The sequence below is a fragment of the Kribbella sp. NPDC020701 genome, assembly GCF_055562215.1.
Genome location: NZ_JBVHFT010000016.1, coordinates 77,845 through 91,241 on the forward strand (window position 1 = coordinate 77,845; position 13,397 = coordinate 91,241).

At 68.0% G+C, this 13,397-nt stretch carries 11 protein-coding genes; 6 read left to right on the plus strand and 5 right to left on the minus strand.

The window, feature by feature from the left end:
• Nucleotides 1-40: 40 nt before the first annotated feature.
• The 4 genes from ACZ3HV_RS32630 to ACZ3HV_RS32645 all read left to right on the plus strand — a co-directional run bounded on the left by ACZ3HV_RS32630 (nt 41) and on the right by ACZ3HV_RS32645 (nt 5,533).
• The gene (locus ACZ3HV_RS32630; protein WP_465689953.1) at nt 41-2,125 is read left to right on the plus strand and encodes an alpha-amylase family protein; all 2,085 of its coding nucleotides are present in this window, start codon (nt 41-43) and stop codon (nt 2,123-2,125) included.
• A 106-nt stretch (nt 2,126-2,231) separates the two neighbouring features.
• Complete coding sequence (locus ACZ3HV_RS32635) at nt 2,232-3,149, plus strand: D-2-hydroxyacid dehydrogenase (protein ID WP_465689955.1); 918 nt, start codon at nt 2,232-2,234, stop codon at nt 3,147-3,149.
• Nucleotides 3,150-3,190: 41 nt separating this feature from the next.
• Nucleotides 3,191-3,856 (plus strand): GntR family transcriptional regulator, encoded by a 666-nt coding sequence (locus ACZ3HV_RS32640; protein ID WP_465689957.1) that lies wholly within the window; start codon nt 3,191-3,193, stop codon nt 3,854-3,856.
• 312 nt (nt 3,857-4,168) lie between these two features.
• A complete protein-coding gene (locus tag ACZ3HV_RS32645) occupies nt 4,169-5,533 on the plus strand; it encodes an FAD-binding oxidoreductase (RefSeq protein WP_465689959.1) in 1,365 nt (454 codons plus the stop codon).
• A gap of 55 nt (nt 5,534-5,588) precedes the next feature.
• Here ACZ3HV_RS32645 and ACZ3HV_RS32650 read toward each other — a convergent pair whose 3' ends face one another.
• The 4 genes from ACZ3HV_RS32650 to ACZ3HV_RS32665 form a co-directional block, all read right to left on the minus strand.
• Nucleotides 5,589-6,083 carry a hypothetical protein gene (locus ACZ3HV_RS32650; RefSeq protein ID WP_465689961.1) on the minus strand — a complete coding sequence of 165 codons (495 nt, stop codon included), beginning with the start codon at nt 6,081-6,083 and terminating at the stop codon, nt 5,589-5,591.
• Nucleotides 6,080-6,664 carry a hypothetical protein gene (locus ACZ3HV_RS32655; protein WP_465689963.1) on the minus strand — a complete coding sequence of 195 codons (585 nt, stop codon included), beginning with the start codon at nt 6,662-6,664 and terminating at the stop codon, nt 6,080-6,082. The genes ACZ3HV_RS32650 and ACZ3HV_RS32655 overlap by 4 nt, the downstream gene beginning before the upstream one ends.
• Before the next feature lie 184 nt (nt 6,665-6,848).
• A complete protein-coding gene (locus ACZ3HV_RS32660) occupies nt 6,849-7,388 on the minus strand; it encodes a dihydrofolate reductase family protein (RefSeq protein ID WP_465689965.1) in 540 nt (179 codons plus the stop codon).
• A gap of 15 nt (nt 7,389-7,403) precedes the next feature.
• Nucleotides 7,404-7,967, minus strand: coding sequence for an NADPH-dependent FMN reductase (locus ACZ3HV_RS32665; protein ID WP_360369770.1), 564 nt, complete (start codon nt 7,965-7,967; stop codon nt 7,404-7,406).
• A 96-nt stretch (nt 7,968-8,063) separates the two neighbouring features.
• Between ACZ3HV_RS32665 and ACZ3HV_RS32670 the strand changes: the two genes are divergently transcribed.
• Nucleotides 8,064-11,108, plus strand: a complete 3,045-nt coding sequence (locus ACZ3HV_RS32670; protein ID WP_465689967.1) for an AfsR/SARP family transcriptional regulator — start codon at nt 8,064-8,066, stop codon at nt 11,106-11,108.
• A 97-nt stretch (nt 11,109-11,205) separates the two neighbouring features.
• Nucleotides 11,206-12,717, plus strand: a complete 1,512-nt coding sequence (locus ACZ3HV_RS32675; protein WP_465689969.1) for an LLM class flavin-dependent oxidoreductase — start codon at nt 11,206-11,208, stop codon at nt 12,715-12,717.
• Here the strand turns inward: ACZ3HV_RS32675 and ACZ3HV_RS32680 are convergent.
• A complete protein-coding gene (locus ACZ3HV_RS32680) occupies nt 12,710-13,336 on the minus strand; it encodes a DUF6308 family protein (protein ID WP_465689971.1) in 627 nt (208 codons plus the stop codon). The two genes, ACZ3HV_RS32675 and ACZ3HV_RS32680, sit on opposite strands and share 8 nt — an antisense overlap.
• Between the last annotated feature and the right edge of the window lie 61 nt (nt 13,337-13,397).

Consider the following 13,397-nt stretch of genomic DNA (forward strand, 5'->3'; position numbering starts at 1 on the left):
TGTCTGACAATTTTGGGGACCCGACGACTCCGGAGGCGCGATGCACACCGAGCCCGAGCAGCAGGCCCCAGCAGTCGATTCCGATCCGGACTGGCCATTGGCGGCGACTCGCTGGGCCCAGATCACCTTGGCCGAGGTCGATCCCGCACACTTCGACGCGGACTTCTGGCTCCGGCTGATGCGCGAGAGTAAGTCCAACGCGACCTGCATCAGCGCCGGCGGTTACGTCGCCTACTACCCGACGCAGCTCGAGTACCACTACCGCAGCAAGTACCTCGGCGACACCGACCCCTTCGGCACTCTCGTCGACGGCGCCCGGAGTCTTGGCATGAGCGTGATGGCCCGCGTCGATCCCCACGCGGTCCACGCCGACGCCGCGGCCGCGCATCCTGAGTGGCTCGCCCGTGACCGCGACGGCAATCCGATCGAGCACTGGGCGTACCCGGGGATCTGGCTGACGTGCGCGTTCACGCCGTACCACCGGGAGTTCATCACCGAGGTGATCCGCGAGATCGTTCGCGAGTACGGCGTCGACGCGGTCTTCGCCAATCGCTGGGAGGGGTACTACGGCATCTCGTACAGCGAGGGCGCTCGCAAGTCGTTCCGGGACGAGACCGGTCTCGAGTTGCCCGCCGCCGACCACGCCGACGGTTGGCCGGAGTACGTCGGCTGGCGACGCCGGCAGCTCGGTCAACTCGTCGGCATCTGGGACCAGGCGGTCCGCGACCTGCGGCCGCACGCGCGGTTCGTCCCGAACCTGGGAGCGCTCGCCGCACGGGATCTGGCCCGCGACCTGGCCGAACCAATCTCCCCGCTGTTCATCATCGACAAGCAGGGCCGCTCCGGGACCGAAGCGCCGTGGGCGGCGGGCCGCAACGGTAAGCGCAACCGTGGTGTCTTCCCTGATCGTCCGATCCGGCTGATCACGTCGGTCGGACCCGAGCACAAGTACCGCTGGAAGGATTCGGTCGCGCCCGGCGAAGAGACCAAGACCTGGATCGTCGACGGGTTCGCCCACGGAGCGCTCCCTTGGTTCACCAAGTTCAACGCGAGCGTGCCGGACAACCGCTGGGTGCAGCCGATCGTCGACGCCTTCAACCTGCACGCGACCGTCGAGCCGGTGCTCAAGGACCTGCGGATCACCGCAGAGATCGCTGTCTTGGATCCGACGCGCAGCGGACAGCTCCGCGCCGGCGATCACGATCACGACGACGGCTTCTACCACGCGCTCGTCGAGGCACGGGCCCCGTTCGAGTTCGTCTCCGATCAGCTGCTGACGGCCGAGCGGCTGCGCCCGTTCAAGGTGGTCGTCCTCGCCAATGCGGAGCAACTCAGCGACGAGCAGTGCGCGATCCTGCGCGAGTACGTCGCTGGTGGCGGCTCGCTCGTGGCGGCGTACCAGAGTTCCTTGTACGACGAACGCGGCGAGGCGCGGGCGGATTTCGGGCTCGGCGACGTGCTGGGCGTGAGGCTGGCCGAACCGAGTCGGGCGATCAAGAACAACTACATCGCGCTGATGGGCGAGCATCCGCTGAACGCCGGGTTCGAACGAACGACCCGGATCATTGGCGGCACCCACATCCTCGGGGTCGAGGCGAACGGAGTGATTCCGTTCCGGTTCATTCCCGACTTCCCAGACTTGCCGATGGAGGAGGTGTACCCGCGGGAGACGCCGGATCGGCCGGCGGTGATCTGCACGGAGAACGCGAACGGCGGCCGGACCGTCTACTTCCCGTTCAACCTCGGCGCGATCTTCTGGGAAGCGCTCCAATCCGACCACGGCCGGTTGATCGCGAACGCGGTCGGCTGGGCGCTCGGCAAGACGCCCGAGGTGACCGTCGATGGCGCCGGCTTGGTCGATGTCGCCGTATATCGCGGTGACACCGGCGTGGCCGTTGCCCTGGTCAACCTCACGAACCCGATGGCGATGCGCGGTCCGATCCGCGAGACCCTCCCGCTGCCGCCGCAGACCGTGTCGATCGCCGTACCCGATCGGCCGCTGAAGGTGCGGCTGCTCGTCGCCGGCGTGGACGTCGAGCCGACGGTCGCAGACGGCCGGGCCGAGGTGGTCATCCCGACCGCGGGGTTGCTCGAGGTCGTGCACGTCGACTGGAGCGGCGCATGAGGATCGGCTTCGTCGGACTCGGCGTGATGGGCCCGTGGGGTGGGCATGCTGTCCGCGAGTCACTGCTGTACTACCTCATCCGCGGAATCGCCACGACGGGACTGAAATGATGATCGTTGTTGTAGGCAAGGAATCGCCGGCGTATGTCGAGGCTGCCGGTGCCGCCCGGATCCGGTTCGTCGACACGCTCGACGACGCCGCGGACGTGTTCGGGGAGATGGAGGCGGTGATCGGCCGGGTTCCGGCGGCGGTGCTGGCGAAGGCGCCGCGGCTGCGCTGGGTGCACAGCCCGTCGGCCGGGGTCGACGCCGACCTCTCACCCGAGATGCTGGCGTCGCCGGTGGTGCTGACCTCGAGCGCCGGCAACGGTGGGATCTCACTGGCCGAGCACTCGCTGCTGCTGATGCTCATGCTGAACCGTGACGTGCCGCGGTGGATGCGTGCCCAGGCGGAGCATCGCTGGGACCACTTCGTCCACAGCGAGCTGGCCGGACTCACGGTCGGCATCTACGGCCTCGGCAACTCCGGACTCGATCTCGCGCTCAAGGCCAAGGCGTTCCACATGCGCGTTCTCGGCGTACGACGTCGGCCCGAGCTGCCCTCGCCGTACGTCGATGAGTTGTGCGACCTGGACCGGCTACTCGCGGAGTCGGACTTCGTCGTGGTCACGGCACCGCGGACGGCTTCGACGGCCGGCGTGTTCGGGCGGGAGGCGTTCGCGCGGATGAAGTCGTCGGCGTACTTCATCTGCATCTCGCGCGGCGGGATCGCGGACGACGACGCGTTGCTCGACGCACTGCGGACCGGGCAGATCGCCGGCGCCGGCCTGGATGCGCACGGGGTCGAGCCGTTGCCGCCGGAGAGCGCGTTCTGGTCGTTGCCCAACGTCATCGTCACGCCACACAACGGCGCGACCAGCACCGGTACGCGGCGCCGTAGCCAGGAGATCGTCGCCGAGAACGTACGCCGCTTCGTGGCCGGCGAAACGCTGCACAATGTCGTTGACAAGAGTGCCGGTCATTAGACCAGTACACTTGCCAGACAGTTGCTCCTGGAGGGGGTGGAGTGGGTACGGATACGCGCCTGGAGCTCGGGCCGTCGTCGCTGACGGACGCCTTGTACGAGTCGGTCCGCAAGCGGATCGTGAACGGCGAGATCCCCCAGGGCGAGAAGCTCACCGAGGTCCGGCTCGCGACCGAGTACAACGTGGCCCGGCCGACCGCGAAGGCGGCGCTGGAGCGGCTCACCGGGCTCGGCCTGTTACGCCGTACGGCCCACAAGACGGCAGTGGTCCCGGTGCTCGACCAGGACGAGATCCGGGACCTGTTCTTCAGCCGCGTCACGATCGAGAAGGCCGCGGTGTCGGCCCTGGCGGCGACCGGCGAGGTGCCGGCCGACGCCGCGCGGGCCCAGGTCGCGATCGAATACGCGGCCCGCGACCGGTTGTTCGAGGATCAGGTCGAGGCCGACATCGCGTTCCACTCGGCGCTGGTGTCGGCGGTCGGGAGCCGGCGGTTGTCGCGGATGCACGAGCTGATCCTGGGTGAGATGCACCTGACGATGGGCCAGTACAAGGCGCATCGCAAGGCCGATCCGTCGACGGTCGCGTCCGAGCACGCCGCGATCCTCGAGGCGATCCGCGCCGGTGACGCGACCGCCGCGGCCGAGCACATGGCCTACCACCTCGACCACGCCCAGAACCGCCTCCTCAGCACCCTGCAGCAGGACTGATCAGACCAGGTCGTGACGCAGCAGGACGGTGCTCGTCGGGGTTCTGCCGGCAGCTTCTGGTCGGTACCGGAATGGCGTCTTTGACATCGGCCGCGGAGATCTCCCGGCGGATTCTTGAGGGTTGACGAAAGTCGGGCCGCGCGGGAAGGTCGGGGATGAACGGGCGGGGTCTGGGGGAGGTCCGCGTTGCCCGTCGGGGGATCAGACGCTCTCTGGGGTGAGGTTTCGCGCTGCGCTCGACGGTGGCGACCGGTCTGCGCGGCCTGCGTAGTACGCACGCCGCTCTGAGGCTGGAACTGTCGGGGAGAGAACATGGGCACGATCGACGACTTGAGAGAACGCACCAGAGGGCTGATCCTCACCGAAGGTGACGAGGGGTACGACGAGGCACGCAAGGTCCACAACGCGATGCACGACAAGCGGCCACGGGTCGTGGTGCGCTGTGAGAACGCGGGCGACGTGATGGCGGCCATCGACTACGCGCGGACGAACGAGCTGGATCTCGCGGTCCGCGGCGGATCGCACAGCGTGCCCGGGTTCGGCACGGTCGACGGCGGTGTCGTCATCGACCTGAGCGGGATGCGGAACGTCCGGGTGAACCCGGTCAGCCGGACCGCGCGGGCCGGCGGCGGCGCGACCTGGGGTGACTTCAACGCGGCCACGCACGCCTTCGGGCTGGCGACGACCGGCGGGATCATCTCGACCACCGGCGTCGGCGGGCTGACGCTCGGCGGCGGGATCGGGTACCTGGCCCGCGGGCTCGGACTGTCCTGCGACAACCTGATCTCGGCCGATGTGGTGACGGCGGATGGGCAGTTCCTGATCGCCAGCGAGAAGGAGAACGAGGACCTGTTCTGGGCGCTCCGCGGGGGCGGCGGCAACTTCGGGGTGGTGACCGCGCTGGAGTTCCGGCTGGCGCCGGTGTCCACGATCTACGGAGGTCCGATGTTCTTCGAGCTGTCGGACGCTGCCGCCGTACTGTCGGGGTTCCGCGACATGATCGGGGATGCGCCGGAGCAGCTCGGCGGGTTCCCGGCGTTCCAGATCGCGCCGCCGCTGCCGTTCATCCCGGAGAACCGGCACGGCGAGCCGTTCGCCGCGATCGTCGGCTGCTGGGCCGGTGATCTTGACCAGGGCGAGGCGCAGATCTCGAAGTTCCGCGAGTTCGCGCCGGTGGTCGCCGAGATGGTCGGCCCGATGCCGTACCCGGCGCTCAACGCCGCCTTCGACGGGCTCGTGCCACCGGGGCTGCAGCACTACTGGAAGGCGAACTTCGTCACCGAGCTCACCGACGACGCGATCCAGGCGCACCTGCGGCACGCGCCCGGCCTGCCGGCGGTGAACTCGACCGTGCACATCTACCCGATCGACGGCGCCTGCCACCGGGTGACTCCGGACGGCACCGCGTTCGCCTACCGGGACGCGAACTTCGCCACCGTGATCGCCGGCATGTGGCCGGACCCGGCGCAGAACGAGGCCGGCGTCGAGTGGGTCAAGTCGTACTACGACGACGTCTCACCGCACTCGGAGTCGGGCGGGTACATCAACTTCATGGCCGGCGACGACCAGGGGCGGATCCGCGACAACTACAAGCACAACTACGACCGGCTGGTCGAGGTCAAGCGCAAGTACGACCCGGGCAACGTGTTCCACCTGAACCAGAACATCGCGCCCTAGGCAACAAAACGGCCGGCCCGTACGGCGTGCGCCGTACGGGCCGGCCGTGGTTGCGTCAGAGGGTCAGCAGCCGCTGGAAGAACGCGCGGTAGCGCTGCAGGGCGGAGCGGAGGTCCTCGGTGGAGGGTTCTCCGTCGGACCACTGCTTCTCCAGGTCCTGATGCTGGCGCTCGAACGTGTCCGAGAGGCGCTTGAGCAGATCGTCGACGAGGTTGTCGGCCTCGGTGACGGCCTGGCGCGGATCGTCCACGAAGCCTTGCTGGATGACCTCCCAGCGCGCCCGGAAGTCGACCACCGCATCCGGCGCCACCAACGGCTCCTCGGACGCTCGTTCGCTCGCCGGCTCGTCCGTCGTACGGTCGTCGCGCGCATAGTCGGTCCGGTCGCCCAGGGCGTCGCTCGTACGGTCGTCGCGCGCATAGTCGGTCCGGTCGCCCAGGGCGTCGCTCGCACGGTCGTCCGTGGACAGGCCGGTGTCGGTGCGGTCGGTGTCGGTCATCATGCGGTCGTCGTCCGTCGTCTCGAAGCGACGGTCATCGTTCATGGTCATGCTTGCTCCTTGGCGTCTGTCGGTTGGGTGCGGTGCCGCTCGTGGTCGTCCTCGCTGCCGGCCAGCAACGCGTCGACGAGCGCGCGGTACGACGTGACGGCCTGACGAAGTTCTTCCGTGTCGGTCTCACCGCGAGCCTGTGCGACCGCGACCCGGTGCGCGTTGCGGTAGTGCGTGGCGACCTGCGGATGCTCGACCGAGATGTCGTTCACGCGCTGGTCGAAGTCGTCGACCGGGTACCCGGTCTCACGCATCATCCGCAGCACCAGCCGATCGGCATCGCTGACGGCAGCGGCCGGCTGATCGACGAAGCTCTGCTGGATCTCGGCCCATTCCTCGCGGTACAGCGCCGCGGACCCGCCGCTCAACGGCACGATGTCGAGCTTCGCGACCCGGCGTTCGCGCTCGCGCAGCTCGCGCTCGGCGCTGCGCTGATCACCGGACTCCTCGAGCGTGCGCTCGTACTCCGGGCCGAACCGCTTGTGCAGCTGGTCCGATTGTCTGCGCTGATAGACGAAGAACAGCGCGGCCGCCGCGAGCAGGACGACGACGATGATGACAATGGTCAGGACGGTACCCATCAGACCTCCAGTCCGAATCGTGTGCGGACCTTGCGATCTGGCGTAGCCGATCGCGAGGACCTGCGGCAGGCGGTCCCCAGTGCCGCCTCACATCCCCGAAGTCGCACCGGTACCCACGGTCTGGGCAGACAAGCGTGCAGCCGGCCACCGATGACGAATCGGTGGCCGGCTGGGAGCGGTTGGTTCAGGCCTTCGGAGCCAGCTTGTGCACGACGATGCCCGACTTGAAGGTGGTCGTGCCGAGCAGTTCGAGGTGGGTGATGTCGAGGCCGACGCCGCGGAACATGTTCTCGCCGTCGGCCACCACCGGGAAGATCCAGAAGTGGTACTCGTCGACCAGTTTGTTCTCCAGCAGGGTTTTCGAGAACGACCCGGTCCCGTACTTGATCAGGTCGCCGCCGTCTTCGGCCTTGAGCCGCTTGACCGCCTCGGCGGCGTCGCCCTCGAGCGGCTGGGCGTTCCACTTCCATTCGGTCACCGTGCGGCTGGCGACGTACTTCGGCATGGCGTTGAAGTGGTCGGTGAACGGGTCGCCGCCGCGCTGCGACCACGCGTCCGCGAACCCTTCGTAGGTGACGCGGCCGAGCACCTGCGCGTCGACGCCTTCCATCAGCCCCTGGGAGTAGGCCGCGTGCTCGTCGTCCCAATACGGCGGGCTCCAGCGCTGCGGGTTGTCGATGACGCCGTTCAGGGTGACGAAGGTGGTCTCGATCAGCTTCCTCATGGGTCTTTCCCTTTCTCAGTGTTGGTAAGGACGCTTGGTGCGCGCGTCCCGGAGCGCTTCGGCCCACCAGACGAGCTGGTCGAGCATGAGCTTGGCTTCCGCCTCGTACCCGGCGGAAGGTCGTGGCCAGTCGCCGTTCGCGGTGAACTGCTCCCAGTAGCAGGGGAGCGCGACCGTGTTGCGGATGGTGACGGCGTGGAGTTCGGCGAAGACCTGCCGGAGTTGCAGGGTGGCGCACCGCCCGCCGGTCTCCCGGCCGTAGCTGACGATTGCGACCGGCTTGGCGTGCCACTCGTCGTAGTACCAGTCCAGTGCGGTCTTCAACGGCGCCGGAAAGCTGCTGTTGATCTCCGGTGTCACCACTGCGAACGCATCCGCGTCCGCCAGCCTCGGAGCCAGTACTGCGACCTCCGCCGGCGTCTCGTCGTCGGTATCGGGCAGTGTGCTCGGCAGATGCGCGGTGGCCAGGTCGACCAGGTCGATCTCGAACTGCTTGGCCGCCTGCCGGGCCAGCCAGTGCGCCACGGTCGGACCGAACCGCCCGTGGCGGGTGCTGCCGATGATCACTGCCAGTCGCATGTCCTGCCTCCTTTCCGGTGACACAGACTCTGCCGGAGACCGTTTACGGTTTCTTTCCGGTCAGTGCGTGAGTCGGCGGAAAGATAAGGTGCGGCCATGCGTTTCGGGGTGCTCGGACCGGTCACTGCCTGGACGGACGCGGGGACGCCCGTCACCATCCAGGGCCTGAAGGTCCGTGCGCTCCTGGCCGACCTGCTGGTGCACGAGGGCCGCCCTGTGCCGGCAGACCGCCTGATCGACGACCTGTGGGGTTCAGAGCTGCCGGGCAACCCGTCGGGCACGCTCTCCGCCAAGGTCTCCCAGCTCCGCCGTGCCTTCGAGGACGCCGAGCCCGGCAGTCGTGCCCTGGTCAAGTCCGGCCCCGCGGGCTATTCGATCACCGTCGACAGTTCGTCGTACGACGCTCTGGAGTTCGCCGACCGGGTTGCGGCAGGAGAGCTCGCTGAGGGGCTGGCGTTGTGGCGCGGACCGGCGTACGCCGACTTCGCGGACGAGGCGTTCGTGGAGACGAGCGTGGCCCGGCTGACCGAGCAGCGGCTGACCGCACTGGAGACGTGGCATGAGGAGCGGCCTGGCTCGGTCAGTGAGCTCGCCGACCTCGTCGCCGCCTATCCGTTGCGAGAGCGGCTGCGGGCTTCGCACATGAAGGCCCTCTACCGGAGTGGTCGGCAGAGCGAGGCACTCGACAGCTACGAGCAGCTGCGCCGCCTGCTACTGGACGACCTCGGTCTGGACCCCAGCCCAGAGCTGGTCGCCCTCCACCAGTCGATCCTCACGCAAGAGCTCCCGCACGCCCGCAGCAACCTCCCGGCTCAACTGACCGAGCTCATTGGACGTGTGGACGCCATGGCCGACGTGAGCTCGTGTCTGGCCTCCTCACGCCTCGTGACGCTGACTGGCCCTGGGGGAGTAGGCAAGACTCGGCTGGCGCTCGCAGCGGCCGGTGAGGTGGCGGACCGCTTCCCGGATGGCGTCGTTCTGGTCGAGCTGGCCGCGGTGACACCAGATGCGCTGTCGGTCAGCAGTTCGCTGACAGACGCCGTACAGGCGGCACTGGATCTGCGGGACGCCAGTGGTTCCGGCGACGGTGTGGTCGAGCGGCTGGCTGCGGTCATGGGGTCTCGACTCTTGGTCCTCGACAACTGCGAGCAGGTCGTCGCAGAGGTGGCCGAGTTGACCGATCGACTGTTGGCGGCCGCGCCGAGTCTGCGCGTACTGGCGACGAGTCGTGAGCCGCTTGGTCTCGCCGGCGAAGTGGTGTGGAGCGTGCCGCCGCTGGACGTCCCGTCGCCTGCTCTGGAGCTGGAGGCCTTGAGCGAGTGCAGTGCCGTCGAGTTGTTCGTGACCCGTGCCGCTGCGGCCTCTCGGGACTTCACTCTGTCTGCGGAAACCGCGGCCGATGTGTCGGTGCTGTGCAGGCGGCTTGACGGGATCCCACTGGCGTTGGAGCTCGCTGCGACTCGCGTGCGTGCGTTGGGAGTGCGTGGTTTGGTCTCGCGACTCGATGACCGCTTCCGGCTGCTGGCGACCGGACACCGCGGTGCTGCGCCGCGTCAGCAGACGCTGCTGGCGATGATCGACTGGAGTTGGGAGCTGCTCGATCCGGAAGAGCAGTCTGTGCTGCGACGTCTCGCCGTACACGCGGACGGGTGTACGGCGGAGGCTGCGGCCGTGGTGTGCGATGAGGCCGACGTTCTCGATGTGCTGGTACGGCTCGTCGACCGGTCGCTCGTCGTACCCGTGCAAGGGGTGGATGGGCCGCGCTATCGGTTGCTGGAGTCCGTCGCGGCGTACTGCGTGGAGAAGCTACGTGCGGCCGGTGAGTTGGAGTCGGTGCGGCAGCGGCATCTGTCGTACTACACGTCATTGGCTGAGGCGGCCCGGCCTGCACTCTTCGGTGGTGATCAGAGTCGGTGGTTGGAGCTGCTTGACGAGGACTCCGCGAACTTGCGGACCGCACTGGACCGCGCTGTGGCCACAGGGCAGTCGGAGCTGGCTGAGCGCTTGGTGGACGCACTGGCCTGGTACTGGTTCCTGCGTGGGCGCCATGTGGAGGCTCTGCGGTCTTTGGAAGCCGTGCAGGGGTCCGCGCGGGTCGGGGCTTGGCGGGCTGGGTTCAAGTACCTGCTGGGCGACAGCGAGGCGGCGGCGGAGCGAGACCGGTGGACTGATGCGGCTGACGCTTTTGGACTGTGGTGGATCGCCTATGCAGCGAGCGATGCCGGTGACCTCCCGACTTGTCAGTCCCTGCTCGACCGGGCGCTGAAGAGGTTCGAGGCCGACGGGGACCAGTGGGGTGTCGCGGCCGTGCTGGCCGCGCGGGCGAAGCATGCGCACGTGCGGGCGGATCTGCCGGCCTTGTTCGACGATGCGTGCGAGAGCATCGGGATCTTCCGCTCGCTGGGAGATCGGTGGGGTGTGCTGCAGGCAACGGGCTGGTTCGGGGCGCATGCCGAACTCGTCGGCGACTTCGACGAGGCAGAGCGGCTTCACCTCGAAGGCGCGCAGGCCGCGGAGGAGATCGGGTTGTGGCCCGAGGTCGCCAATGCGCTGGGCATGCTCGGGTGGACGTCGATCCGGCAGGGCCGCTATGACTTGGCCCGCACCCACGGCGAGCGCGCACTGCGGCTGGCCACCGAACAGGGCCAGCGCTCGACCCAGGCCCTGGCGGAACTCGTGCTCGGCTTCGCGGCCCGGCGTACCGGCCTGCTGGCCGAGGCATCGCAGCGACTGGGAGCGTTGATCGACGTCGCTCGCCGGCAGAACGAATCCGTCCTCTATCTGTCGATCGTCCTGGAGGAGCTCGGCTTCGTCCGCGAGCTCGAGGGTGACGTTGTTGCCGCCTTGGAGCTCCACGAGGAGGCGTTCCGGATCTCCGTCGACTTCGAGTCTCTCCGCGGCATGTGCTGGGCCCTCGAAGGCATCGCCGCCTGCCACCCGGACAAGACCCTGGCTGCCACGCTCCTGGGCGCTGCCGCGGCCACCCGAGCCACCGAGAACTACCTGATCGCCGCAACCGAAACCTCAGACCTGGACCGAGCGATCGCCGCGGCTTCAGCCGCCCTGGGCCGGTCGGCTTACGAGGCCGCGTACACCACTGGCACGACCCTGACTCCGGAACAGGCCTTCAGTTTGGTCTAGCCGGTTCGGTCCGCCAGCAGATGTTCTGTGGTTGAGATTATTCGTTCAGCGAAGTAGTTTTGCTCGCGAGCGCACTTCCGACAGGTGAAGGTGAACCATGGACTACGGCCACGAGCTGGTCTTCGGCACGTTCCTGACCCCAGCGGTCGACAATCCCGCGCGGGTGATCGCGCTGGCCCAGCTGACCGAGCAGGTCGGCCTCGATCTCGTCACGTTCCAGGACCATCCGTACCAGCCCCGCCTGATGGACGCCTGGACCCTGCTGTCGGTCGTCGCCGCGCAGACCCAGCGCGTGAAGGTGGCCACCAACGTCGCCAACCTCCCGCTCCGCCATCCCGTCGTACTAGCACGCAGCGTCGCCACGCTGGACCTGATCTCCGGCGGTCGCGTCGAGCTGGGTCTCGGTGCGGGCGGCTTCCTGGATGCGGTCGCCGCGAACGCGGGTCCGCGGCTGACCGCCGGCCAGAGCATCAGTGCGCTCGAAGAAGCCATCGCGATCATGCGTGAGGTCTGGACGCCGACCGGCGGCGGCATCCGGCTGCCCGGCAAGCACTACACCGTCTCCGGCGCCAAGCGTGGCCCGCAGCCTGCTCACGACGTCGAGATCTGGCTGGGCGCCTACAAGCCCCGCATGCTCGCCGTCACCGGACGCCTCGCCGACGGCTGGTTGCCGAGCAGTGGGTACGCCGGCCCTGACCAGCTCGCGTCCATGAACAAGATCATCGACGAGGCAGCCGTCGAGGCGGGTCGCGATCCGGCTTCGGTACGACGGCTTTACAACCTCTCCGGCCGATTCAGTGGGAGTGGTGGGTTCCTGCAGGGTCCGGAGGAGCTGTGGATCGACCAGCTCGCTGAGCTGACCTTGGGCGAGGGGATGAGCACGTACATCCTCGGCTCCGACGATCCGGACGACATTCGCCGGTTCGCTGAGGTGGCCGCTGGTGTGCGTGAAGCCGTGGAGGCTGCGCGCTCAGGTGCTGTTGTCGCGGCTGCTCCCGTGGTCGCTGGGGGCGGATTCACCGTCGTACCGACTCCACCTCCGGCTGTACGGCGGAGCGCCGTACAGCTGCTCGACGAGTCGGAGCGTCCCACGGGTCCCGCGTTCGACCCGTCGCGCACGTACACGTCGTACCAACTGTCGTCGGGTCAGCACCTGATCGACGTACACGACCATCTGCGTGCGGAGCTCGAGCAGATCCGTGATCTGGTCGAGCAGGTGGCCGCGGGGTCGCTCGGTGTCGGACAGGCTCGGTCGCACATCAACACCATGACCATGCGGCAGAACAACTGGACCCTCGGCACGTACTGCGAGTCCTACTGCCGTCTGGTGACCACACACCACTCGCTGGAAGACGCCTCGCTCTTCCCGCACATCCGGCGAGCCGACCCCGCACTGGCGCCGGTTGTCGACCGGCTGCAGGAGGAGCACCACATCATCCACGACGTACTGGAAGGTGTGGACAAGGCACTGGTCGCACTGGTTGACGGCTCAGGCTCCATCGACGGTCTGCGCGCAGCGGTCGACCTGCTGGACGACACGCTGCTCTCGCATCTGTCCTACGAGGAGCGTGAACTGGTGGAGCCGCTGGCGCGGCTGGGGGTTATTTAGCTTCACCCAGGAGTGAGGCGAGGATGTCGAGCAGGCGAAGCGTGGGGACCTCGCCGAGCAGCCGTGCGGCCGAGGTGGGCGGCTCGGCGATGAGCCGGACCTGCAGCAGCTTGAAGTCGCGGACGTTGGCCGGGTTCACCAGGTCGCGGTGGATCGCGGCGAGGAACTCCGCACCTGCCGACGCGGTGCCATAGGTCATCCGGATGAAGCTGTCGGTGACCGGGAAGAGGTAGGGCCGCTTCAGGTGCAGCAGCTTCGACTTCTTGGCGTGGCCGAAGCCGCGGTGGCCGGTGAACTTGTCGTCCAGCGCCATCGCCGCCTCGAACAGGTCGCCGCCCGGCTTCGCGTCCTCCAGCCGCGCGTCGACCGGGATCGCCGCGAACTCCTTCTCCGCCTCGACCTCGAGCAGCCACGGGATGTCCATCGCCCGCAGGTCGGCGCCGATCACCATGGTGCGAGCCAAGTCCTCCAGCGTCACCTGGTTCGGGTCCGAACCGCCGACGCAGGTCAACCCCGGCAAACCGTCGTAGTACTGCAACACGGCGCCGTTGGTTTCGGCGTACAGCCGCAACTGCGCGATCGCCTCGTCAACGACGATTTTCCGAGTACCGATGTTCATGAGCCACACCCTCACACTCTTGGTGGCAGACCCGCCAGCGGGCGGACCATCATCCGAACGA